This window comes from Methylocystis sp. L43, assembly GCF_015709525.1.
GTDB lineage: Bacteria > Pseudomonadota > Alphaproteobacteria > Rhizobiales > Beijerinckiaceae > Methylocystis.
Map to the genome: position 1 here is coordinate 165,161 of NZ_JADNRA010000035.1, position 23,903 is coordinate 189,063.

Below are 23,903 nucleotides of genomic sequence, written 5' to 3' on the forward strand. Positions count from 1 at the left end.
CCCAAGGGAGGTTGCGCGGGGAAGCCGCGCGGGTGGAGGCGAGCAGAGTGCGGGACGCGCGGTTCAGCCCGCCCGCGCCTACCGCGCGACTCTACCCATCAAGGGGGTGGGTCATCCGCCGACGCCGAAGGCGGCGAGCGCCGCCATATTGACGATCTCCGTGTCCGTCGCGCCGAGTTGGACGATTTGAATCGGTTTGTCGAGTCCGACGATCAGCGGACCGAGAACGGTCGCGCCGCCCAGTTCCTGTAACATTTTTGTCGAAATAGCCGCCGAATGAAACGCTGGCATGACAAGAACATTCGCTGTCTCAGTGAGCCGCGAAAACGGATAGGCGCTCATCAAATCCTTGTTGAGCGCAATGTCCGCGCCCATCTCGCCCTCATATTCGAAATCGACGCGCCGGTGGTCGAGAACATTGACCGCCTGATGCACGCGCGCCGTGCGCTCGCCCGGCGGATAGCCGAATGTCGAAAAGGCCAGCATGGCGACCCGCGGCACGAGTCCGATGCGGCGCGCCACGCCGGCCGCCTCAATGGCGATTTCCGCAAGCTCGTGGGCGTCGGGCATTTCGGTGATCGCGGTGTCGGCGACGACGACGACGCGGCCATTGGCGAGAATGATCGACGCGCCGATGACGCGGTGGCCCGGCTTGTGGTCGACGACGCGGCGCACGTCTTCAAGCGCGTGGGAGAAATTGCGCGTGACGCCCGTCACCATGGCGTCGGCGTCGCCCTGCGCCACCATCGCCGCAGCGAAATGATTGCGATCCTGATTGATCAGTCGCTGGCAGTCACGCATCAGAAGGCCCTTGCGCTGCAGGCGCTCGAACAGGAACTGCGCATAGACCGCGTTGCGGTGCGAAAGTTTGGCGTTGTGGATTTCGATCTCCGCCGGAAGCTCAAGGCCGGCGTTCGCCGCCGCTTCCTTGACGCGATCCTCCCGGCCGACGAGCACGGCGCGTCCGAAACCCTGATGAACGAAGGAGAGGGCGGCCCGGATGACCTGCTCCTCTTCGCCCTCGGCGAAGACGACGCGCTTGGGATCGCGCCGCACGCGTTCGTGAATGGTCTGCATCAGCCCGGCGATCGGATCGCGCCGCGCTGAAAGCTCGGCGCGATAGGCCTTCATGTCGACGATGGGGCGTCGCGCGACGCCGGTGTCCATCGCCGCCAGCGCCACGGCGGGCGGAATGATGGAGATCAGGCGCGGGTCGAAAGGCGCCGGGATAATATAGTCACGGCCGAAACGCGGCCGGGCGCCGCGGTAGGCGTTGGCGACCTCGTCCGGCACGTCCTCGCGCGCGAGATCGGCGAGCGCCTTCGTCGCAGCGATCTTCATCTCCATGTTGATCGTCTTGGCGCGCACGTCGAGCGCGCCCCGGAAAATATACGGAAAACCCAGGACGTTATTGATCTGGTTGGGATAGTCGGAACGGCCCGTGGCGATGATCACGTCGGCGCGCGTGGCGCGCGCTTCTTCGGGCGTGATCTCCGGGTCGGGATTGGCCATGGCGAAGACGATCGGGTTGTCCGCCATGCTGCGAAGCATGGCTGGCGTCAGGGCGCCCTTGACCGAAAGGCCGTAGAAGATGTCGGCGCCTTCCAGCGCCTCGGCGAGCGTTCGCGCCGTGGTGTCGACGGCGTGCGCGCTCTTCCACTGGTTCATCCCCTCCTGGCGGCCGCGATAGACGACGCCCTTGGTGTCGCACAGGATGACGTTGCGCGGATCGAAACCCATCGCTTTGGCGAGATCGAGACAGGCGATGCCGGCGGCGCCGGCGCCGTTGCAGACGAGTTTCGCTTCACGGATGTCACGGCCCGTCAGCAGCAGCGCGTTGAGCATACCGGCGGCGGAGATGATCGCCGTTCCGTGCTGATCGTCATGAAAGACCGGAATGTCCATGAGATCGCGTAGCCGCTCCTCGATGACGAAACACTCCGGCGCCTTGATGTCTTCGAGATTGATGCCGCCGAATGAGGGGCCGAGATATCGGACGGCGTTGACGAATGCGTCGACCTCCTTCGCATCGATCTCGAGATCGATGGAATCGATGTCGGCGAACCGCTTGAACAGCGCGGCCTTGCCTTCCATCACCGGCTTCGCCGCAAGCGCGCCGAGATCGCCAAGCCCGAGGATCGCAGTGCCGTTGGTGATGACGGCGACCATGTTGCCGCGGGTCGTATAATCGAACGCCGCTGAAGGATCCTTGGCGATGGCGAGCACCGGCGCGGCGACGCCCGGCGAATAGGCGAGCGACAGGTCGCGCTGAGTCGCCATCGGCTTCGAGGCGATGACGGCGAGCTTGCCGGGCCGGCCGCGCGAATGAAACAGCAGCGCCTCCTTGTCCGATATCGCCGCGCGCTGCTCTCCTTCCGCCCGATTTTCCGCCATGTCGTCGGCCATCTTCGCCCCTTTGCTTGTTGCGACGCAACACGGCGACCATACCCGGAGCGTGGCTGCGTCCACAAGCGCTTTGCCCAAGGCGGCCGCGCCCAGCGTCACGGAACCAAGCGTCACGGAACAATGACGCCGCGCCAGAGTTTTAGGGCATGCGCGGCTGTCCACGCTGCGGCTTAGGTCGTGATTCCGGGCAGCACAGCGGAAGCGGAGGTTTCAATGAGTGGCATCATTTATCTCGTCGGACTGATCGTCGTGGTTCTGGCGATTTTATCATTTCTTGGCCTGCGCTGAGGAGATGCAGAATGACTGACTTCGTGCAAACGGGACTCGGCGTCGGGCCGTCGCGCGGCGAAGCCGCCGCGGTGGCGGCCGCACAAGACATGTCCGGCCGGTCGACCAATACCGATTGGGCCGCCATCATCGCCGGCGCAACGATCGCCGGCGCAATTTCCTTCATCATGGGGGCCTTCGGTTCAGCGATCGGCCTGTCGATGACGTCGCCCTATGGCGGCGCGTCCTTGGTTGTGCATCTGATCGCGTTGACGCTCTGGGTGCTCTGGATCACCGTTTCGAGCTTTGCGGTCGGCGGTTACGTCACGGGACGGCTGCGCCGGCGCGCCGGAGACGTTTCGCAAGACGAGGTGGAAGTTCGCGACGGGGTCCATGGCCTCGTGCTCTGGGCAGTCGCGATCGTGGTGTTTGCGCTCATCGCAGGCGCTTCTATCTTCCAGCTCGCAAAGACGGGCGTTGCCGCAGCGGCGTCTTCAGAGGGCGCGAGAAGCGAGACGTCGACGCTTACGCCCGCGGTGACTCCGGTCGAAGAGCGAGTCGATTTTCTGTTGCGCGGCGATGGCGACGTGAACGCACGGGGCGTGACGATGCCGGCCGAATATCCGCGCGCGATCGTGAAGCGCATCGTCGAGCGCGGCTTGGCGACAGGCGAAATCTCCGGAGAAGATCACGCCTATCTCGTCAATGTTCTCGCTTCGCGCTCCGGCCTCGCCCCGCAGGAAGCCGAACGGCGCGTTGATCTGAGCGCCGAACGCCTGCGCGAAGATCAGGCGAAGGCGAAGGAGACGGCCGAGACCGCGCGCAAGACCGGCATCCTGCTCGCCTTCCTTTCCGCAGCGACAATGCTGCTCGGCGCGGTGGCGGCGTGGTACGGCGCGACGCTCGGCGGGCGCCATCGCGATGAAAACGTCGGCGTCGCGGCGTTCTCTCGCTTCTAACTGGAGGTGTGACATGTTCCGGTCTGTCTTGCTATGGATGCTCGGGATTCCGATACCGATCATCATCCTTCTGGCGTTCTGGCGCTAACACGAGCTGCGATAAAGCCCCGGAAGAACGCTCTTCCGGGGCTTTTCTTATGGCTTGCGGGGAATGTTGAAGACCAGCGGCGCGCCGTCGTCGCCTCCGTCCGAGAGCACGAGCAAGCGATAGCGTCTGGGGTTCAGCTCAAGCACGGCGATGGCCTCCGGCTTGATGAGGCTGCCTTTCTTCCCTAGCGGCGCGTTTTGAAGATCGAGTGCTGCAAGTTCTCTTGGTTGCACAGCTACGCCGGTCGTCAGTCCGCGCAACTCGACGATCGAATAGTCCGCTGGCGATTCAGCGTCGCTGGGTCCAACAAGAGCGAGCGCCTCGCCGTCCGCGATTGCGAGATCTCGAAAGCCCTTGTTGGCGCCCAGCCGAACCGTTGCGAGAGAGGGTCGAAGATCGCCTCCCTCGAAAAGAGCCCTTGCGTCGACGCTGACGATGTAGGCGCTCCCGTCGACGTTCGGCGCGCGCAAGGCGAAGAACAGCCGCCCATTCGCCGTCGCCATGCCCTCGATGTCGATGCGGTTGCGACCCGGAGCCCTGTCGCAGCGGCAGTCGCCGGGAACGGCATAGGATGCAAGTTCGGGAAGGCCGCGCATCGCGTCCCACAGGCGCTCGCTGTGCGCCATCGTTCCGATATGGCCGTTCTCGTCGGCCGTGAGCCGGTAGACTCGTCGGCTGTCAGAATTGTCGCAGCATGTTTCGCGCTTTGCGGCGTGTGATCCGGCCACGTAAAAATAGCCGCCGTCGACGGCCGCAGCTTCGGCGTCGAGCTCCTTCTCCACGCCATCGAATTCGAAGAGTTTCCCGACAGAGACGAGCCGCTCGCCATTGATGCGCATGAAGGCGCCCTGGCGGCCTTCATCGACGGCGAGCACGCACATGCCGCTCGTTCCGCAGGCAAAGCCGCTGAACGCTTCATTCGACCTTTTCGACCCAAAGGGATGCTTGTCGACTTGCCAAGCAATTGGCGATTCCGGCGCGACGCGATCCGCGGCGAAAGCGGCCGAACACAGCCAAGCGCCAGCTGCGGCAATCGCGATAGGACGATAGATGGCGACAATCATCGAAGTCCCCAATCCCAATCAGGCAAGCTAGAGTCGAATCTAGGCCCGGGCGGACGCGTCGTCCACATGCAAGCGCATGCCGCGCGTGGCGCTTGCGCCGCGACGCCGTTACACTGGCTGGCATGAAACACACAGCGCCCGTTCCTGCTCAAAATCTCAATGACCAGGCGCAGACGCGCGCGACGCCCATGATCGCGCAGTATATTGAGATCAAGGCGGCGAACGCCGATTGCCTGCTCTTCTATCGCATGGGCGATTTCTACGAGCTGTTTTTTGAAGACGCGCAGACGGCGTCGCGGGCGCTCGGCATCATGCTGACGAAGCGCGGCAAGCATCTTGGCGAAGACATTCCGATGTGCGGCGTGCCGGTCGAGCGCGCCAATGATTATCTGCAAAAACTCATCGCGCTTGGACATCGCGTCGCCGTCTGCGAGCAGACCGAAGACCCGGCGGAAGCCAAGAAGCGTGGCGCGAAATCGGTGGTGCGGCGCGACGTCGTGCGGCTGGTCACGCCCGGCACGATCACCGAAGACGCGCTGCTTGATCCCACGAGGCACAACGCCTTTTTAGCCATCGCCCGCTTGCGCGGGGAGGACGGCCGCTGGCGATACGGCCTGGCGAGCGTCGACATTTCGACGGGCGACTTTACGGTCTGTGAACGCGAAGAGAATGCGCTTGGCGCCGAGATCGCGCGCCTGGAGCCGCGCGAAATCATCGCCGTCGACGCGCTGTGCAGAGACCCATCGCTTGCGACGCTCTTCGAGGGCGCCGGCGCGCCCATCGCGCCGATCGGCCGCGACATCGGCGACGGCGCTGACGCGGCAAGACGCCTCATGGCGTTCTACGCCGTGGCGACGCTCGAGGGCTTTGGCGCCTTCAGCGATTGTGAGCTCGCCGCCGCCGCGACGGCGATCCTCTATGTCGAGCGCACGCAAAAGGGACAGCGCCCGGCGCTGTCGCGCCCAACGAGCCTGCGCGCGCGGACGGCGCTTGAAATCGACGCGGCGACGCGCGCCAATCTCGAACTGACGCGCACGCTGTCCGGCGCGCGCGAGGGCTCGCTGCTTTGGGTCGTCGACCTCACCGTCACGCCCGGCGGCGCGAGACTCTTGGCCGAGCGGATCGCGGCGCCCTTGACCGACGCGCGACTGATCGCAGCGCGCCTCGACGCTGTCGCCTTCTTTCTCGAAAAGCCGGATCTGCGCGGCGCGTTCCGCGCGAAGCTCGCGCGCGCGCCGGATCTCTCTCGCGCCTTGTCGCGCCTTTCGCTGGAGCGCGGCGGCCCGCGCGATCTCGCAAGCGTCGGCGTCGCGCTCGACGCTGCGCAAGACATCGCGACGCTTTTTGCGCCCCTTGATCCCCCGTCGGAGATCGCTGCGGAAGCTCAGATATTTTCTGAAGCGGACATCGCGCTCGCTGACGACATCGCCGCAGCTTTGAAAGACAGCCTGCCGCTCGACAGGCGCAATGGCGATTTCATTCGCGAGGGCCGCGACGCCGAACTCGATGACGCGAGACGCCTACGCGACGCAAGCCGCAAGGTGATCGCCGAGCTGCAGGGGCGATATGCCGAACTCACCGATACAAAGCTGAAGATCAAGCACAATAATTTTCTAGGGTTTTTTCTCGAGGTTTCGCTGGCGAATGGCGAGAGGCTGCTGCGGCCGCCGTTCGACGCGACCTTCACGCATCGGCAGACCATGGCCGACGCGATGCGTTTCTCGACGCGCGAACTCGTCGAACTCGAAGCGAAGATCGCTTCGGCGGCCGATCGCGCGCTGGCGCGGGAACTGGCGATCTTCGACGCGCTGGTCGCGGGCGTCTGCGCGCGCGCTGAAGATTTGCGGCGCCTCGCCGAGGCGTTCGCGCGGCTCGATCTCTACGGCGCGCTCGCCGAAGTCGCAGAGAAGCGCGGCTGGACGCGCCCGCTGATCGACGCCTCGCTCGATTTCGAGATTGTCGGCGGGCGCCATCCCGTCGTCGAAGCGTCGCTGCAGTCGCAAGGCAAGGCTTTCGCCGCCAACGATTGTGATCTTTGCGGAACCGAGGGCGGCCGAATCGCCGTCGTCACCGGTCCGAACATGGCCGGCAAGTCGACCTATCTGCGTCAGAACGCGCTCATTGCGCTCCTCGCGCAGACGGGCTCCTACGTTCCCGCGCAGTCCGCCCGCATCGGCGTCATCGACAGGCTGTTCTCGCGCGTCGGCGCCTCTGACGATCTCGCCCGCGGGCGCTCGACTTTCATGGTCGAGATGGTCGAAACCGCGGCGATCTTGAACGGCGCGAGCCCCCGTTCTCTCGTCATCCTCGATGAAATCGGTCGTGGCACGGCGACCTTCGACGGACTTTCGATCGCCTGGGCGACGATCGAACATCTGCATGAAGTGAATCGCTCGCGCGCGATCTTCGCCACCCATTTCCACGAATTGACGCAGCTTTCAAAGCGGCTGCCGCGGCTCGTCAATCTGACGATGAAGGTGACCGATCACGCCGGCGACGTAGTGTTTCTGCATGAGGTGATCAAAGGCGCGGCCGACCGCTCTTATGGCGTGCATGTCGCGCAGCTCGCGGGACTGCCGGCGAGCGTCGTCGCGCGTGCGCACGCGATTCTCGCAGAGTTGGAAGCAGCTGACCGTCGCGCGCCGGTCGAGACCTTGATCGACGATCTGCCGCTCTTTGCACGCCTCGCTGAGGCGTCGGCGCCGAAGGATTCGTTGCGCGACGCGCTTCAAGAGATTGATCCGGACCAGATGACGCCGCGCGAAGCGCTCGCCGCGCTCTACGAATTGAAGAAGAAACTTTGAAGCCGTCTTTTGTGATTTGAAGCGAAGCTTAAAGACTCGTGACTAAGTCGCAGACCGCGACGCGTTCGAAGCACACACTCAAATCCATCGAGCCCCGTTGCGTCCTTCCGTCGACGTCAAGACGCGTCGAATGAAGTCGCAAGGATCGGGGCTATACGCCGGTGCCGCCTGCGGCCTTCGCTACGCATGTCCGTCTCTCATTCGACGGCGGCGCCAAACTACTCTGACATCGGAGAACGGGTCATGATTCTCGTGTTGATTTTCGTCGGCGTCGCTTTGGCGACAGGCAGCGTGCTCTCATTGATCGACGGCCAGTTTAGGGTCAGCAAGGTGACGGCTGTCATGGCTTTTGTCGGAGGAATGATCATGGTCGTTGGCGCTGAGGCCGGATTGATCGGCTCCAGTTCGTCCTTCTTCAAAGCGCAGCAGATTAAAACGTCGGCCTGCGAATTGGACGGCGAGTCCGCATATCCTGAAAATCGACGCTTGGACCCAGATCACCTGATCCGCAAATATATTGTGGGGTGCATGGCGCAGTCAGGCTATGCTTGGACAAGCGATCACGAACACTGCAGGGAAGCGCCGCTCGCCACCAATCCGCTGTGCTATCTGCCGACCGGCCTTTTCGATCGCGCGGTGACGAAAGTCCAAGTCGCCTTTGAGTAGGCGCGCTGCGGCGGGCGTCCGCCGCAGGTCACGCAAGATTGCGCGCGAAGACGAATTGCGTGTCGCCATAGCGGCGTTCGTCTTCGCGCAGCAAATTCGGCGGCAGGTTGATTTGCGCCTTGGCGCTTTCTTCGACGACGACGATGGCGTCCGGCGCAAGCCAGCCGCCATCGACAAGCGCGATGAGCGCGGGTGTCGCGAGATCCTTGCCATAAGGCGGATCGAGGAAGGCGAGCGAAAATCTTTCGCCCGCCGGCGCGGCGCCGAGCTTGGTGGCGTCCCGGCGAAAGATCCGCGTGACGCCGCCAAGTCCCAGCGCTTCAATATTGGCGCGCAGCAGCGCGCGCGCCTCCGCGCCGTCATCGACGAAAAGCGCCCGCGCCGCGCCGCGCGACAAGGCCTCGAGTCCGAGCGCGCCGGCGCCGGCGAAGAGATCGACGACGTTTGCGCCCGCAACCGGATCGCCGAAGCGATGCGCGAGAATGTCAAAAACCGATTCGCGCAGCCGTTCGGACGTTGGTCGAATGGCCTGCGAACGTGGTCCCGAAAGCGCCCGACCGCGCAGGGCGCCGCCGACGATGCGCATGGTCTATGCGCCGCGCGGCTTACGTGGTCCCTTCGGCGGCCCCTTGCGCGGTCCCTTGAAGGGTCCTTTGGGTGGTCCTTTGCGCGGCGCGCCTCGGCCGCCCGCGGGGCCTTTGCCCGGCCCGCTGCGTGGACCTTTGTGCGGACCCCGAGACGGTCCGCCGCTGCGCGAAGGCCGCGCGTCTCCGCCCGAGCGGGGCTGATCGAATTTGCGCTCGCGAGGGGCGCGGTCGCCAGCCGAAAAGTCGCGCTCGCCGCTGCGCGCCGGGCGCTTGTCGAATGTCCGTGGCCGCTCCTGGCGAGTCGCGCTGGCGCCGCGCGTATCGCGTCGGGCCTCGTCGCCGTCGCGACGCGGCGGACGCTTGTCTAAACGCGTGTCATCGCGATTGGCTGTGCGATAATTTCTCTGACCGCTCGCGCGGTCGTCCGGCCGCCTCTCGAATCTCTGCGTGTTGCGCGGGCGCTCGTCGCGCCCCTCGGCGCTCCGCTCGCGCGGCGCCCGCGTCGGCGGACGCGCCCCGCGCTGATCGTCGAAGCGCGGCGCGCGGCGCTGTTCGGGCGCGGCCCGCTCGTCGCGGCGGCGACCGTCCTCGCGAGAGAAACGCTCGCCGTGCGGCTTGCTGTCGCGCGATGGGCGTTCGGATCGCGCCGTTGGCTGTTGCCGCGCGCCATCGGCGCGCATCGCATCGAAGCGCCGGGCGTTGCGCGAAGGCGCCGCCGCCTCGTCGCGTCGCCGCGTCGGAGTCACCCGTTCGACGGCGACGGCGCGGCCCTTGCGATCGGCGACCGCGCCGCGCGTCACGCGCGCCCGGGGTCCGGCGTCGCGTCGCTCGTCCTGCTCTTTGCGCAGTGTGGAGACATGTTTGCGCGGACGCTTCTCGGCGCGCGCACGAATCTCCTGCTGCTCCGCCGGCTCCTTCTCGCGCAGCGGCGCGGCGAAATCGACGCCCGCAAGTTCGGCGAGCGACTTGCCCAATTGCTCGCGCAGCGTTTTCAATCGCACTTCTTCGACAGCCCCTTCGGCGAGATCGCCGAGCTGGAACGGCCCGTATGACACGCGAATGAGCCGCGTCACGTCGAGCCCGAGATGCGCCATGACGCGCTTGATCTCGCGGTTCTTGCCTTCCGTGAGATTCATAGCGATCCAGACGTTGGCGCCTTGTTCGCGTTCGAGCCGCGCCTCGATCGGCGCATAGTGGATGCCGTCGATCGTCACGCCGTCGCCCAATGAATCGAGCTGCGCCTGATCGATCGCGCCATGCGCCCGCACGCGATAGCGCCGCGTCCAACCTGTCGCGGGCAGTTCGAGCGTGCGCGCGAGGCCGCCGTCGTTGGTGAGCAGCAGCAACCCTTCGGTATTGATGTCGAGCCGGCCGACGCTGACGAGCCGCGGCAAGTCCGCATGATGTTCCTCAAGATAAGAGAACACCGTGGCGCGGCCTTCTTCGTCGCGCGCGGTGGTGACATAGCCGGCGGGCTTGTGGAACAGAAAGAGCCGCGTGCGCTCGCGCGCCTGCATCGGCGCCCCGTCGACCGTGATCTTGTCGCTGTCGCTCACATTGAAGGCGGGACTCGTTTGTACGCGGCCGTTGACGGCGACGCGGCCTTCGGCGATCCAGCGCTCTGCGTCGCGGCGCGAACAGACTCCGGCGCGGGCCATAACCTTGGCGATGCGATCGCCTTCAAAGGCGCCTTCGCGGGGCGCGGGCGCAGGCGCGGCGACGCGCTGCTTGGCGGGGGACTTTGCGGGGGGCTTGGCGGACGGCTTACCGGGGCGCTTGCCGCGCGCGCTTTCGGCGTCGCGCCCGGCGGGCTTGTCCACGCGAGGTTTCTCAAGGCGAGGTTTGTCGAAGCGTGGCTTTGCTGGCCTCGTGTCTTCGCGCGCGGCATGTGCGGTCGGCGTCTTCTTGGCGGGCCGGCGCAAGGGCCGATCGCCGCCGGGGGAGCCGGCGCGGGTATTTCGGTTCTTTTCGGTCATGGGTTCTGATAGCAGGCGCCAAGCGCGCTTTGAAGCGGCGTTCGCTTAAGAGATGCAAATGAATGGCAAGGACCCTTTCGGCGCCGCCTTCGAGCAGGCGCGGGCTGCGGCGGCGGCAGGCGAAGTCCCGGTCGGCGCGGCGCTTATGCGCAATGGCGAAATCATCGCCGCCGCCGGAAATCGCACGCTGCGCGATCGCGATCCGACGGCGCACGCCGAAATGCTTGTGATTCGCCAGGCATGCGTCGCGATCGGCTCGGAGCGCCTCGTCGACTGCGATCTCTATGTGACGCTCGAGCCCTGCGCCATGTGCGCCGCGGCGATTTCCTTCGCGCGCATTCGGCGACTCTATTATGCGGCAAGCGATCCGAAGGGGGGCGCCGTGGAGCACGGGCCGCGGTTTTTTGCGCAGCCGACCTGCCACCACCGGCCGGAAGTCTATGGCGGCATACGCGAAAGCGAGGCGGCGCTGCTCCTTCGCGAATTCTTTCAGGCGCGGCGGTGAGCTTCTAACCGCAGCGCCGCCTGCGCCAGTCCCTGGCGCAGCGTGTCACGGCAGGCGTCGCCGGCCGCGAAAATGCGCGACGCCTTGAAGAGGTCCAGCGCGAGATATTGATGCACTTCCGGTCGGATGAGCACGTCGGGCGGCCGCTCGGCGATCATGCGCGAACTGATCGCGTTCATCATGATCTGGCTCGCGACGATCATCGTCTCGAAGGCGGACGGCGGCCCCTTGCCGGTCTCGACGCCGAAATTGCCGGAGACGTCGACGGCGATGACAATGTCGGCAAGGCCCCAGAGATGGTCATAAGGAAGGGGATTGACCAATCCGCCATCGACGAAATAGCCGTGATCGCTCGTGGCGGCGCGCACGATGCCCGGAATAGCCATCGACCCGGCGACGGCGGGACGCAATGGTCCCGTGGCGAAGACCGCCTCGATGCGGCGGCGAAAATCAGTCGCGACGACCTGCAGCGGAATGCTTAAATCTTCGAAGCGTTCCGGCATGCCTTCGGGCCAGAAGGCGTGAAGAAAGCGCTCGCCGTCGAATAGCAGCGGATGCGCGACGCGGGAAAGAAGCCGCTTTCGCCCCCGCGCCCGCGCGTGAAGCAGCCGGCGCGCGAGTCCGATGCGGTTCTTGAGAATGGCCTGAGTGTGGGCGCGCAGCGCCGCGCCCGAGAAGCCTGCGGCGTAAGCGGCGCCGACGATGGCGCCGATCGAGGCGCCGGCGATGGCCACCGGCCGCACGCCAAGCTCATCCAGCGCTTCGAGCACGCAGATATGCGCAAGCCCGCGCGCGCCCCCGCCGCCAAGGGCGAGCGCGACGGTCTTGCCGCGATAGAGGCTCACAGGAAATTCTCCAGCGCGGCAAGCGTCTCCGCCGGCGCCTCCTCCATCGGATAAAGCCCGGAGTCGACGCGGGCCTCGGCGACATCATCGCCCCATTCGCCCCACGCGGCCGCGAGCGAGGGGCCGTTCGCCGGGAAGGTCGCATCTCCGGCGACAATGAGCGTGGGCATGACGAGCTTCTTGCCCTCCGCTTTGTCCTCTGCAAGGTGCTCGCGATCGATGGTCGCGCCGGCGCGGAAATCCTCGCAGAAAGCGTGAATGCGCGCCGGATCATTGGAGGCCTGGCGATAGGCCGCGAGCGCCTCCGCGCCGAACGGCTCCAGCGACTTCGCCTTGGTTGCATTCATCAGCGCATCGTCGAGAAAGCCGATCGGATCGAGGCCGATCAGCTCTTCGGGCTTGGGCGCGTCTGCCGCGAGGAAACGCGCGCGTCCGACCCGCTGCAGATCCGCGTCGCCGAACTCATCGTTGATCGGCGCGATATTAATGAGCGCAATCTTATCGAGCCGACCGGGCTGATCGAGCGCGAGGCGCTGGCCGACGCGCGCGCCCCTGTCGTGACCGATGAGCGCGAAACGCACATGGCCGAGCGACTCCATGACCGCGACGACGTCGGCGGCCATTTCCCGCTTGCTATAGTTCTCGCCCTTCTCGCTCGCCGGAACCCCCGACCAGCCATAGCCGCGAAGATCCATGGCGACGACCGTAAAGCGTTTGGCGAGCGCCGGCGCAATTTTGCGCCAGGCGACATGCGTCTCGCCGAACCCATGCAACAGAACCACGGGCTGGCCCTCGCCGTAGACGCGGGCGAATATCTTTCCAGCCGGCGCATCGATCCAATGCGAAGCGAAACCAGGAAAAAACTCTGCGGAATCGGACATGCGTTACAATCATCTCCCTTGGACCTGCGCAGCTGCGCGAACGTTATACAGTATCAGCGCCGACGCTCCCGAAATATATATCGCTGATGGTCAAGCGACTATGTCACGAAGATCGCCCGCCTTGTCTGCTTGAAAAGGAAGCTGAAGCGCTTCAATGTTGAGGAAGGTCAAAAAAGATTTCGAAAGCAACACGGCAACACGGGAGAGAGACATGGCAAGCCAGATCGTCAACGAGGTCGTGACCGCGAACAATGCTTACGCCGCCAATTTTGGAAGCAAGAGCGAACTTGCGCTGCCGCCGGCCCGCGGCTTCGCGATCCTGACCTGCATGGACGCGCGTCTCGATCCCGCGAAATACGCCGGACTGTCGGAAGGCGACGCGCATGTGATTCGCAACGCCGGCGGCCGCGCATCCGATGACGCGATTCGCTCGCTCGTCATTTCCCATAAGCTGCTCGGCACCAAGGAGTGGTTCGTCATTCACCACACCAACTGCGGCATGGAGCTCTTCTGCGACGAGATCATGAGCGACTTGCTGGATGACAATCTCGCGACGGCGAGTTTCGACGGCGAGAACTGGTCGAACCCGCAACATGGCGGCGGCTGCGCGGCCGGCCACTTCATCAAGTGGCACACGATCGAGAATCAGGAGGAAAGCGTCGCGCAGGATGTCGCGCGCATCCGTTCGCATCCGCTGGTGCCGAAAAACATCCCGATCTACGGCTACATCTATGATGTGAAGACCGGCAAGATCAACGAGGTCACGGAAGCGACCAAGCTCGGCAAGGCGGCGTAACCCGCGTCAGGCTGAGTCCCGACGCTTCGCTTGGCGAAGCGATCGCGACGACGTGATATCTGGATCCCCGATCGCGCTATGCGCGTCGGGGATGACAGATCGCGCAGGTCAACCCGCCGGGTTGACTATTCCACCGCGCCGCCGCTGGCGCGCCAGCCGCCGGTGCCCGGCGCATAGTGGCGAAGATCCTTTCGTCCAGCGCCCTGCGCCTGAGCCAGCGCCTTGGCCGAACGCCCGCCCGCCTGGCAAATGAGGACAACGTCGCCCTTCGGAAGCTTTGTCGGATCGAAGCTCGAGAGCGGCATGTTTTTGGCCCCCGGCACATGCCCGGCGCCATATTCATGCGGCTCGCGCACATCGACGATGGCGCAGGATTTGTCCGCGACGACGCGGCAGAAATCATCATGCTCGATCGTCGGCACCGCGCCGCCGCCCGCGAGTTTCGACAAGAGAGAGCCCAGAGCCATTGTTCGTTCCTTTCTTCTCAGGCCTGCTTTTCGGCGTCGAACTGGGCGAAGGCGGCGAGCGCGTGGCTCGCATACATCACCGACGGTCCGGCGCCCATGTAGATGCTCATGGCGAGCGTCTCCATCACCTCCTCGCGCGTCGCGCCGCGCTGTGACGCGGCTTTGGCGTGGAAAGCGATGCAATCGTCGCAGCGCACCGCGACGCTGACCGCAAGCGCGATCAGTTCCTTTGTCTTGGGGTCGAGCGCGCCCTGCGCGCCCGCCGATATCGCCATCGCCGAAAAGGCCTTCATCACCTCAGGCGAGCCGACGCGCAATTCTCTTATGTCGGCGGAGAGCTTCTTGGCGAGCGCCGCCCAGTCTTCGATCATGACGCACTCCTTGGGACTTCGTCGTCGCGCAGGACGACATAGATCGCGGGGATGACAAGCAAGGTCAGCGCCGTCGATGAGGCGAGGCCAAAGACCAGCGAAATGGCGAGACCCTGAAAGATCGGATCGGTAAGGATAAAGGCCGCGCCGATGATCGCCGCGGCGGCGGTCAGAAAGATCGGCTTGAAGCGGACGGCGCCCGCCTCGATCAGCGCCGCGCGCAAGCTCATGCCGCGGGCGCGCAAATGCCGGATGAAGTCGACGAGCAGGATCGAATTGCGCACGACGATTCCGGCGAGCGCGATGAAGCCGATCATCGAGGTGGCGGTGAAGGCGGCGTTGAACAGGATATGGCCGATGACGATGCCGACGAGCGTCAATGGCACCGGCGCCAGGATGACCAGCGGCAGCTTGAACGAGCCGAACTGCGCGACGACCAGAAGATAGATGCCGAGCAGCGCCACCATGAAGGCTGCGCCCATGTCGCGGAAGGTCACGTAGGTCACCTCCCATTCGCCGTCCCAGAGCAGCGTGGGCTTGGAATCATCGAGCGGCTGGCCGTGATATTTGATCGTCGGCGGACCTGAGGCGCCCCAATCGATCTTGTCGATCGCGTCTTCGACCGCGAGCATCCCATAGATCGGCGCTTCGAAACGTCCGGCGACCTCGGCGCTGACCATTTCGGCGAAGCGGCCGTTGTGCCGGAAAATCGGATAGGAGCCGAGTTCGCGGGTCGCCTTGACGACGTCGCCGAGTTCGACATTGGCGCCCTGACGCGCCGTGCCGCCGGCAGGGAGCGGCGTCGACAGGATGCGTTCGCTCGGCGTCATGGCCCCGCGCGGCAACGCCACGGAAATGTCGATGGGCTTGGCGCCGCCGCCTTTTTGCGAAAAGCCGATCTTCACGCCGCCGACCAGAGCCCCGATCGTGTCGTAGACGGCGCGCTCTTCGACGCCATGATATTCGAGCGCTTCCTGATCGATCTCGAAGCGTAGGCGCTCGGCGCGCTGGCCGAAGCTGTCGTCCGTATCGACGACGAAATCGACCGCGTCAAAAGCCTTGCGCACTTTCGCCGCAAGATCGCGCCGCGATTGCGCGTCCGGACCATAGACTTCGGCGAGCAGCGTCGACAGCACGGGAGGGCCCGGCGGCACTTCGACGACCTTGATCGCGGTATGCTCCGGCGCGGGCAGGCCTTCGAGCCTCTTGCGAATGTCGAGCGCGATCGCATGGCTCGCGCGGCTGCGCTCCGACTTCGGCTGCAGATTGATCGCCAGATCGCCCATCTCCGGCGCCTTGCGCATATAATAGTGCCGCACCAGACCGTTGAAGTTGAACGGCGCGGCGGCGCCCGCATAGGACTGAACGGAGGTCAGCTCCGGGATATCTTTCAGGCGCTCGGCCGCCGCCGTCAGCACCCGATCCGTTTCTTCGAGCGAAGCGCCGCGCGGCAGATCGACGACGACCGCAATCTCCGACTTGTTGTCGAACGGCAGCAGCTTCACGCGCACGGTCTTCGTTGCCAAGAGCGCCATGGAGAGAAGCGTCGCAAGACCGACGCCGATCAGAAACCATTGCGAACGCTTTCGGCCCTTCAGCAGGGGCGTCGCGACGCGCACATAGAAATTGCCCATGGGGCCGCGTTCATGCGCATGATCGACGCCGTCGCCGCGCTCCTGCGCGAAACGCTTGCCGGCGACCTTGAGCAGAAGCCAGGGCGTGATCGTCATGGCGACAAAAAAGGAAAAGATCATCGCGAGCGAAGCGTTCGCGGGAATGGGGCTCATATAGGGCCCCATCAGACCCGAGACGAACATCATCGGCAGCAGCGCGGCGACGATGGTGAGCGTCGCGACGATGGTTGGATTGCCGACTTCCGCCACGGCTTCCACCGCCGTATCGATCAGGCTGCGGGAGCCGCGCATATGCCAGTGGCGCACGATGTTTTCAACGACGACGATGGCGTCGTCGACCAGAATGCCGATGGAGAAAATGAGCGCGAAAAGACTGACGCGATTGATCGTGTAGCCCATCAGCCATGAGGCGAAGAGCGTGAGCAGAATCGTCGTCGGGATGATGACGAAGACGACGACGCCCTCGCGCCAGCCGACCATCACCACGATGAGCGCGACGATCGAGACGGTCGCGAGCGCGAGATGGAAAAGCAGCTCATTGGCCTTTTCGGTGGCCGTCTCGCCATAGTCGCGCGTCACCGCGATCTCAATATCGTCGGGAACGATGCGGCCCTTGACGGCCTCCAGCCGATGCATGACCTCGTCGGCGACGATGACGGCGTTGGCGCCCTTGCGCTTCGCGATCGCGATGCTGACAGCGGGGCGCTTATCAAGGCCGCCGGCGGCGTTGCGGGTCATTGTCCAGCTGAGCCGGTCGGGCTCGGCGGCGCCGACGCGCACATCGGCGACGTCTTTTACATAGACCGGCCGTCCGTCTCTCGTGGTGAGCAGCAGCAGACCGACATCGGGAACGCCCTGCAGAGTTTGGCCGGCGACGACCGGCACGGCGCGATTGGCCTCGCGAAACGCGCCGACGAGAAAGGAGCGGTTGGCGTTGGTCAGCTTGTCAATGAGCTGATTGAGCGTCACCCCAGATTGCGACAGGCGCTCCGGATCAGGTTCGACGCGGATCTGATTGGGGCTGCCGCCGACGATGTAACTTAAGCCGACGTCATTGACCTTGGTGAGGTCGTGCTGCAGCTCCTCGGCGACCTGATAGAGGCCGTTGTCGGTCCATCGATCGGCGCGCTCCGGCTTCGCCGACAGCGTCAGCACGACGATCGCCACGTCATCGATGCCGCGGCCGATGATCAGCGGCTCGGGAATGCCCTTCGGCAATTCACCGATATTGGCGCGTATCTTGTCGTGAATGCGCAGCACGGCGTTGTCCTGCGGCGTGCCGACATAAAAGCGCGCTGTGACGACCACATTGTCGTCGCGCGTCTGCGAATAGACATGCTCGACGCCGTTGACGCCCTTGATGATGTCCTCAAGCGGGCGGGTGATGAGTTCGATCGCGTCTTCAGCCTTATAGCCGTTGGCCGACACCATGATGTCGACCATCGGCACGGAGATCTGCGGCTCCTCCTCGCGCGGCAGCGAGCGCAGCGCGATCAGCCCGACGAGAATCGAGGCGATCAGCAGCAGCGGCGTCAACGGCGAATTGATGAAAGTGCGGGTCAGCGTTCCGGAAATGCCGGGGCGAAACTCTGCGCTCATGGCGTCGACACCACGTCGCCGTCATGGAGGCCGGATAGAATCTCGACGCCGTCGCCGTGCGCTTCGCCAAGCTGAATGACGACCTCTTCGCCGGAGGCGAGTCGGACAAAATCCACGCCGGCGCGTCGATAGACCGCGCTGCGCGGGATGATGATCGTGTCACGCTTGCCCGTCGTGACGTAAACCCGCGCCCGTTCGCCGACGAAATAGTCGCCGAGTCCTACGACGTCGACGTCGGCGATGACGCGGCCGCCCTGAATCTCGGGATAGACGATGCGCACACGCCCTTGTTTACGTTCGCCGCCCGCCTCCGCATGCAGGCCGCGCGCGCCGATCTCGACCTTGTCGCCGGCGCGCATAAAGCGCGCGTGGCGTTCGGGCAATTGCAGGCGCAGGATATATTTGTCTTCGGCGATCGTCGCGATGGTTTCGCCCGGCAGGACAACCCGGCCGACGGAAACCGGAATGGTGAGGATACGGCCAGGCCCCGGCGCGCGCACCGAGCCTTCCGCCGCCTGCTGCTCGATGACGCCACGGTCGGACCGCAAGGCCGAGAGGTTGCGGTCGGCGACGTCGAGCGCGGTTTTCGCGTGATCGAACAGCGCCTTGGTATAGACTCCGCGTCGAAACAGTTCCTGCGCGCGGTCGAAATCGCCCTGCGCCTTCTCGCGCTGCGCCTGCTGAGAGCGGATCCGCTGATCGAGCGCCTGAATCTGCAGAAAAAGTTTCTGATCGACGACCGAAGCGATTTCGGCGCCGCCGGCGACGTCATCGCCCTCTTTGATCTTGAGCGCGCTCACGGTGCCGCCGATGCGGGCCCGCGCCGTCAATTGGTGCGCCGGCTCCACCGAAGCGACAACCGCCTTGAGGTCATCCACCGGGGCGACCCGGATCGTGATCTCTCCGGCGTTCGCGCCCAAGGAAGCGCCCAAGGAATAAGTCAACGCTGCGAGGAGCGCCGTCGGCGCAAAATGGAAGCGGCACATTGGTCTCATGCAGGCCAGTTATATGCGCAAAGTGTAAATTAGCAATAGCGAATTTAAGTTCGGGGAAGGAGAGGCGGCGCGCGGCCGCCGAATTCCCGCGGTCGCGTCAGCCCCAAAGATTGCACCAGCCACGTGCGCTGACGGGTCCGCTCACGACGCCGCAGCCCGATGGGGCGTTGAACCAGGAGCAGTTGGCGCAACTTTGCCGGCCGTTCGGCGCGCCGCGGTAGGCGGCCGCCGATTTGCTCGACTTCGCTTGCGCGCTCGTTGTGCTCAGTCCAGCCGCAGCCGCGCCCAACAGCAACATCAAGGAGCGGCGCGTCGGCGCGAGACATCCAGCCATTTCACTCTCCCTTCGCAACTTGTCCGTTCTCGGACGATTCGAATAAATTAGATTTACGTAATATACTGGGTTCTTGTCGGCTTGAATGCGACATAAGCGCTCTTCGGAGGCGCCTCTGGCGCGCTTGACAATTATATTCAATAAACATAATTTAGAGACTATGAATGTAAATCTGCTTGCGCTCGCGCCGAAAGCTGCGGAAGCCGAGAGTTTTCTCAAGGCGCTGGCCAACCGCCATCGGCTGATGGTGCTCTGCCAGCTGCACGGGGGCGAGCTGTCGGTGACAAAGCTGCAGGAGGCGATTGGACTGAGCCAATCGTCACTGTCGCAGCACCTTGCGCGGCTGCGCGAGGACAAGCTCGTCAAGACCCGCCGCGAATCGCAGACGATTTACTATTCCTTGTCCGATGGAAACGTCTCGCGGATCATCGGACTGCTCTATGAAATGTTCTGCGCCGAGCAGTGCGGCAAGCCGGCCAAACCGCGCGCGCGCGCCAAATCGAAGGAACTCACGCGATGAGCATTGATCGCATCATCATGGCTTTCGCCGGGACCATGATCCTCCTGAGCCTGCTTTTGGCGCAGTTGTTCAGCCCGTGGTGGCTCTTGCTCACAGCTTTCGTCGGCGTCAACCTGTTGCAGGCGGCCTTCACGGGCCTCTGCCCATTGGCGATGGCGCTGAAGCGGTACGGCGCCAAATCGGGCGCCGCCTTCTAGACGTCATCGACGTTCAGCATGGGCGCGCTAATCGTTCGCAGCGCGCCTGAGTGAAGACTTTGGATCGTGAGCGACGAAGGGCAGACGATGCCGTCTGATTGGATCGACGAAACGCCCTCCTTGCGCAGCCTCGACGCGGCGACGAAGACGCTTCTGCGGGACTCCGCCATGCGCAAGCAAATTCCGCGAGGCGCCGTGCTGTTCCGGCCCGGCGACTATTGCGCGCATTTTCCGCTGATCGTTTCGGGCTCGGTGCGGGTGCAGCGGGTGACTGAATCGGGTCGGGAAATCGTGCTTTACCGGGTCGGCGCGAACGAAACCTGCGTTCTCACCACTGCCTCGCTGCTCTCGGATGACGCCTATGCGGCCGAGGGCGTCGCCGAAACCGACGTCACCGCCTATGTCGTGCCCGCCGATCGGTTCAACGCGCTGATGAACGCGTCGGAAGGTTTTCGCGCGCTGGTGTTCGACGGCTACGGAAAGCGACTCGCCTCGCTGATGTCGCGCATCGAGGAAATTGTCTGCACACGCATCAATGTTCGCTTGGCGGAGCGTCTTCTCGCGCTGCGCGGCGCCGGCGACAAAATCGCGGCGACGCAGCAGGCGCTCGCCGCAGATCTCGGCACCGCGCGTGAAGTCGTTGGTCGTACGCTGAAAGCGTTTGAGCGCTCAGGCTGGGTGAAATTGTCGCGCGGCGGCGCCGAGATCGTCAATCTGGCGGCATTGCGATCGCTCTGCGACGCGCAGCGTGACTAAGTCGCGGACATGCGCGCGCCAAGCGTGCATGTCATCGCCAATGAGCGCAACCGTCAGCGCGAAACGTGATGCGCAAAGCGCAAGGGGGGGACTTAAATGGCTCATATCGTCGTCATGGGCGCGGGGATCGGCGGCGTCGCCGCGGCGCTGGAAGTCCGCGAGGGACTTGCAAAGCAACATCAGGTTACGGTCGTTTCGGAACTCGAGAATTTTCAGTTCACGCCGTCCAACCCGTGGCTCGCCGTGCAATGGCGCAAGCCGGACGAACTCAAGGTGCCGCTCGCGCCGGTCTTCAAAAAGAAGAAGATCAATTTCATTCCCGTGGGCGCGAAGCGCGTTCTGCCTGACGAAAACCGTCTCGAACTGCAGAATGGCGAGAGCATCGCCTACGACTATCTCGTTATTGCGACCGGTCCCAAGCTCGCCTTCGAAGAAGTGCCGGGGCTTGGACCACATGGCGGACATACGCATTCGGTCTGCACGTTGCAGCATGCCGAGACGGCGTCGAAGGCCTATGAGGACTTCTGCAAGGATCCTGGTCCGATCATCGTCGGCGCCGCGCCCGGCGTCTCCTGTTTTGGTCCGGCGTATGAATACGCCATGATCCTTTCCACCGATCTGCGTCGGCGCGGCATCCGCGACAAGGTGCCGATGACTTACATCACGTCCGAGCCTTATGTCGGCCATCTGGGTTTGGGGGGCGTCGGCGATACGAAGGGAATGCTCGAATCGGCGTTCCGCGATCGCGACATCAAATGGATCGTCAACGCCAAGACGACCGCCGTTGAACCGGGACTTCTCAAATGCGCCGAGCTTGACGATCAGGGGCAGGTCAAGAAAGAGCACGAAGTGCCGTTCAAATTCGCCATGGTGATGCCGGCCTTCAAAGGCGTCGACGCGCTGATGGGCGTCGAAGGACTGGTCAATCCGCGCGGCTTCGTCATCATCGACAAGAACCAGCGCAATCCGAAATACCGAAATGTCTTCGGCGTCGGCGTCTGCGTTGCGATCCCGCCTGTCGAAGCGACGCCGGTGCCGACGGGCACGCCGAAGACCGGCTACATGATCGAGTCAATGGTGACGGCGACGGCGCATAATATCGCCGCGCTGATCGCTGGGCGCGAAGCGAAAGAAGAAGGCACGTGGAATGCGGTTTGCTTGGCGGATTTCGGCGACAAGGGCGTCGCCTTCGTCGCCAAGCCGCAGATTCCGCCGCGCAACGTCAATTGGTCGAGCGAGGGGCGGTGGGTGCATCTTGCGAAGATCGCCTATGAAAAATACTTCCTGCGCAAGGTCCGCAAGGGACAGAGCGAGCCTGTCTATGAGCGGTACATCATGAAACTGCTCGGCATCGAACGGCTACGCCGCGCCCTGTCATAAGGCGGCGCCGCAGCCATGCAACGCTAGGGCATGCAACGCTAGGGATGAGTCGATGCGCACAAGACCATTGGGACGCGAGATCGCCATCGCGCTTGGTTTCAAGCTGCTGGCGCTCATTGCGCTTTACATCGCGTTCTTCGGTCCCGCGCATCGCATCAAGGTGACGCCGGCGCAGATGGCGGAAGCGCTGTCCGCCACCGCGCCGCGCTGACATCGATCAGGAGCTTAAAATGTTCGAATTCGACGTCGTCACGCTCTCGCGCCTGCAATTTGCGCTGACGGCGATGTATCACTTCCTTTTTGTGCCGCTGACGCTCGGCCTCGCGCTGCTGCTCGCGATCATGGAAAGCGTCTATGTGATGACGGGGCGAACCGTCTGGCGCGAAGCGACGCAATTCTGGGGCACGCTGTTTGGCATCAACTTCGCCATGGGCGTCGCCACCGGCGTCACGATGGAATTTCAGTTTGGCACCAACTGGGCCTATTACTCGCATTATGTCGGCGACATTTTTGGCGCGCCGCTCGCCATCGAAGGCCTGATGGCCTTCTTCCTTGAGGCGACCTTCGTCGGCCTGTTTTTCTTCGGCTGGAAGCGTCTAAGCAAGGTCCAGCATCTCGTCGTCACCTGGCTTGTCGCGCTCGGCGCCAATTTCTCGGCGCTGTGGATTCTTGTCGCCAACGCCTGGATGCAGAATCCGGTCGGCGCCGCGTTCAATCCGCAGACGATGCGCATGGAGCTCACGTCCTTCTCCGAGGTGTTGTTCAATCCCGTGGCGCAATCGAAATTCGTACATACCGTGAGCGCCGGCTATGTGACGGGCGCGATGTTTGTCATGTCGATCGGCGCCTATTTCATTTTGAATCGTCGTCATGTGGATATCGCTCGCCGCTCGCTGACGGTGGCGGCGAGCTTCGGCCTCGCTTCCGCGCTTTCGGTCGTCGTGCTCGGCGATGAGAGCGGCTATACGGCGGGCGAGAACCAGAAGATGAAGATCGCCGCGATCGAAGCGATGTGGGAGACGGAGCCGCCGCCAGCGTCCTTTACGGTCTTCGGCTTTCCCGATCTCAAGAGCGAAACGACGAAAGACGAAATTCGCATACCCTATCTCCTGGGCCTGATCGCGACGCGCTCGCTCGATAAGCCGGTAGAAGGCGTGAAGGCGCTGGTCGCGCGTGCGGAGACGCGCATCCGCAACGGCATGGCGGGATATCAGTGGCTCGCGAAAGAAGGCGGCCATCCCAACGCCGTCGTTCCGCCTGAACTCGATGCGTCGATGCGCGACGTCGGCCATTCGCTGCTCGTCAAGCGCATTCGCCCGGACATCGAGAATGCGACCGACGCCCAGATTCATGAAGCGGCGCTGTCGACGATCCCCGACGTGCCGGTGCTGTTCTGGTCGTTCCGAATCATGGTGGCGCTGGGGTTCTATTTCATCGCGCTCTTCGCCGCCGCCTTCTATCTGTCGAGCAAGCGCCGCTGCGGGAAGCCCTGGTTCCTGCGCATGGTCATGTATAGCCTGCCGCTGCCCTGGGTCGCCGCCGAACTCGGCTGGATCGTCGCCGAATATGGCCGGCAGCCGTGGATCATCGACGGCACGATGCCGACGTTCCTCGGCGTCTCCAACATCCCCGCGTCGAATGTCGCGGCGAGCCTCGCGGCCTTCGTGCTGTTCTACAGCGCGCTGGCCATCATCGATGTTGGGCTCATCGTCAAATATGTCCGAATTGGACCGCGGGAGGAGGCCAAGCCTCAACGCTCCGGCGCGCCCGTGCTTCCCGCGCCGGCTCCGGCGCAGACCCGATAGG

The 23,903-nt window shown here is 64.1% G+C and carries 22 protein-coding genes; 11 read left to right on the forward strand and 11 right to left on the reverse strand.

Annotation, left to right across the window (positions count from 1 at the left end; genetic code table 11):
- Positions 1–111: 111 nt before the first annotated feature.
- On the reverse strand, positions 112–2,406 hold the full coding sequence (locus tag IYX23_RS17005) for an NADP-dependent malic enzyme (RefSeq protein ID WP_196394158.1): 2,295 nt from the start codon (positions 2,404–2,406) through the stop codon (positions 112–114).
- A gap of 299 nt (positions 2,407–2,705) precedes the next feature.
- Between IYX23_RS17005 and IYX23_RS17010 the strand changes: the two genes are divergently transcribed.
- Entirely contained in the window at positions 2,706–3,632 is a 927-nt protein-coding gene (locus IYX23_RS17010; RefSeq protein ID WP_196394159.1) for a hypothetical protein, read from the forward strand.
- A gap of 135 nt (positions 3,633–3,767) precedes the next feature.
- Here IYX23_RS17010 and IYX23_RS17015 read toward each other — a convergent pair whose 3' ends face one another.
- On the reverse strand, positions 3,768–4,784 hold the full coding sequence (locus tag IYX23_RS17015) for a DUF3616 domain-containing protein (RefSeq protein ID WP_196394160.1): 1,017 nt from the start codon (positions 4,782–4,784) through the stop codon (positions 3,768–3,770).
- Positions 4,785–4,906: 122 nt separating this feature from the next.
- On the opposite strand from IYX23_RS17015, the gene mutS reads away from it, so the two are divergent.
- Positions 4,907–7,588: a DNA mismatch repair protein MutS gene (mutS, locus tag IYX23_RS17020; RefSeq protein ID WP_196394161.1), complete on the forward strand. Its 2,682-nt coding sequence runs from the start codon at positions 4,907–4,909 to the stop codon at positions 7,586–7,588.
- 243 nt (positions 7,589–7,831) lie between these two features.
- Positions 7,832–8,254 (forward strand): hypothetical protein, encoded by a 423-nt coding sequence (locus tag IYX23_RS17025; RefSeq protein WP_196394162.1) that lies wholly within the window; start codon positions 7,832–7,834, stop codon positions 8,252–8,254.
- 28 nt (positions 8,255–8,282) lie between these two features.
- Here IYX23_RS17025 and rsmD read toward each other — a convergent pair whose 3' ends face one another.
- Both rsmD and IYX23_RS17035 read right to left on the reverse strand, forming a co-directional pair.
- A complete protein-coding gene (rsmD, locus tag IYX23_RS17030) occupies positions 8,283–8,840 on the reverse strand; it encodes a 16S rRNA (guanine(966)-N(2))-methyltransferase RsmD (RefSeq protein WP_196394163.1) in 558 nt (185 codons plus the stop codon).
- Positions 8,841–8,843: 3 nt separating this feature from the next.
- Positions 8,844–10,661, reverse strand: coding sequence for a pseudouridine synthase (locus IYX23_RS17035; protein WP_348643680.1), 1,818 nt, complete (start codon positions 10,659–10,661; stop codon positions 8,844–8,846).
- Between the two features lie 214 nt (positions 10,662–10,875).
- On the opposite strand from IYX23_RS17035, the gene IYX23_RS17040 reads away from it, so the two are divergent.
- On the forward strand, positions 10,876–11,322 hold the full coding sequence (locus IYX23_RS17040; protein ID WP_246716912.1) for a nucleoside deaminase: 447 nt from the start codon (positions 10,876–10,878) through the stop codon (positions 11,320–11,322).
- Here IYX23_RS17040 and IYX23_RS17045 read toward each other — a convergent pair.
- Together IYX23_RS17045 and IYX23_RS17050 are read right to left on the reverse strand one after the other, a co-directional pair.
- Complete coding sequence (locus tag IYX23_RS17045) at positions 11,307–12,167, reverse strand: patatin-like phospholipase family protein (RefSeq protein ID WP_196394166.1); 861 nt, start codon at positions 12,165–12,167, stop codon at positions 11,307–11,309. The genes IYX23_RS17040 and IYX23_RS17045 overlap by 16 nt on opposite strands.
- A complete protein-coding gene (locus IYX23_RS17050) occupies positions 12,164–13,048 on the reverse strand; it encodes an alpha/beta hydrolase (RefSeq protein WP_196394167.1) in 885 nt (294 codons plus the stop codon). The genes IYX23_RS17045 and IYX23_RS17050 overlap by 4 nt, the downstream gene beginning before the upstream one ends.
- A 211-nt stretch (positions 13,049–13,259) precedes the next feature.
- Between IYX23_RS17050 and IYX23_RS17055 the strand changes: the two genes are divergently transcribed.
- Positions 13,260–13,844 (forward strand): carbonic anhydrase, encoded by a 585-nt coding sequence (locus IYX23_RS17055; RefSeq protein WP_109026316.1) that lies wholly within the window; start codon positions 13,260–13,262, stop codon positions 13,842–13,844.
- A gap of 125 nt (positions 13,845–13,969) precedes the next feature.
- Here IYX23_RS17055 and IYX23_RS17060 read toward each other — a convergent pair whose 3' ends face one another.
- From IYX23_RS17060 to IYX23_RS17080, 5 genes are all read right to left on the reverse strand, one after another.
- Positions 13,970–14,311, reverse strand: a complete 342-nt coding sequence (locus tag IYX23_RS17060; RefSeq protein ID WP_196394168.1) for a rhodanese-like domain-containing protein — start codon at positions 14,309–14,311, stop codon at positions 13,970–13,972.
- Between the two features lie 17 nt (positions 14,312–14,328).
- A complete protein-coding gene (locus IYX23_RS17065; RefSeq protein WP_196394169.1) occupies positions 14,329–14,682 on the reverse strand; it encodes a carboxymuconolactone decarboxylase family protein in 354 nt (117 codons plus the stop codon).
- Positions 14,679–17,915: an efflux RND transporter permease subunit gene (locus IYX23_RS17070; protein WP_196394170.1), complete on the reverse strand. Its 3,237-nt coding sequence runs from the start codon at positions 17,913–17,915 to the stop codon at positions 14,679–14,681. Before IYX23_RS17070 ends, IYX23_RS17065 begins: the two co-directional genes overlap by 4 nt.
- Positions 17,912–18,835 carry an efflux RND transporter periplasmic adaptor subunit gene (locus IYX23_RS17075; RefSeq protein ID WP_246716913.1) on the reverse strand — a complete coding sequence of 308 codons (924 nt, stop codon included), beginning with the start codon at positions 18,833–18,835 and terminating at the stop codon, positions 17,912–17,914. The genes IYX23_RS17070 and IYX23_RS17075 overlap by 4 nt, the downstream gene beginning before the upstream one ends.
- 172 nt (positions 18,836–19,007) lie before the next feature.
- On the reverse strand, positions 19,008–19,244 hold the full coding sequence (locus tag IYX23_RS17080; protein ID WP_196394172.1) for a high-potential iron-sulfur protein: 237 nt from the start codon (positions 19,242–19,244) through the stop codon (positions 19,008–19,010).
- A 160-nt stretch (positions 19,245–19,404) separates the two neighbouring features.
- Here IYX23_RS17080 and IYX23_RS17085 point away from each other — a divergent pair, with 160 nt between their 5' ends.
- The 6 genes from IYX23_RS17085 (at position 19,405) to IYX23_RS17110 (ending at position 23,902) form a co-directional block, all read left to right on the forward strand.
- Entirely contained in the window at positions 19,405–19,764 is a 360-nt protein-coding gene (locus IYX23_RS17085; RefSeq protein WP_124739435.1) for a metalloregulator ArsR/SmtB family transcription factor, read from the forward strand.
- Positions 19,761–19,961 carry a DUF2892 domain-containing protein gene (locus IYX23_RS17090; RefSeq protein ID WP_018406353.1) on the forward strand — a complete coding sequence of 67 codons (201 nt, stop codon included), beginning with the start codon at positions 19,761–19,763 and terminating at the stop codon, positions 19,959–19,961. The genes IYX23_RS17085 and IYX23_RS17090 overlap by 4 nt, the downstream gene beginning before the upstream one ends.
- Positions 19,962–20,027: 66 nt before the next feature.
- Complete coding sequence (locus IYX23_RS17095) at positions 20,028–20,717, forward strand: Crp/Fnr family transcriptional regulator (protein ID WP_196394173.1); 690 nt, start codon at positions 20,028–20,030, stop codon at positions 20,715–20,717.
- A gap of 96 nt (positions 20,718–20,813) precedes the next feature.
- Entirely contained in the window at positions 20,814–22,097 is a 1,284-nt protein-coding gene (locus IYX23_RS17100; RefSeq protein WP_196394174.1) for an FAD-dependent oxidoreductase, read from the forward strand.
- A 52-nt stretch (positions 22,098–22,149) separates the two neighbouring features.
- A complete protein-coding gene (gene cydP, locus IYX23_RS17105; protein ID WP_124739432.1) occupies positions 22,150–22,308 on the forward strand; it encodes a cytochrome oxidase putative small subunit CydP in 159 nt (52 codons plus the stop codon).
- A gap of 19 nt (positions 22,309–22,327) precedes the next feature.
- Complete coding sequence (locus tag IYX23_RS17110; protein ID WP_196394175.1) at positions 22,328–23,902, forward strand: cytochrome ubiquinol oxidase subunit I; 1,575 nt, start codon at positions 22,328–22,330, stop codon at positions 23,900–23,902.
- Position 23,903: the final 1 nt, after the last annotated feature.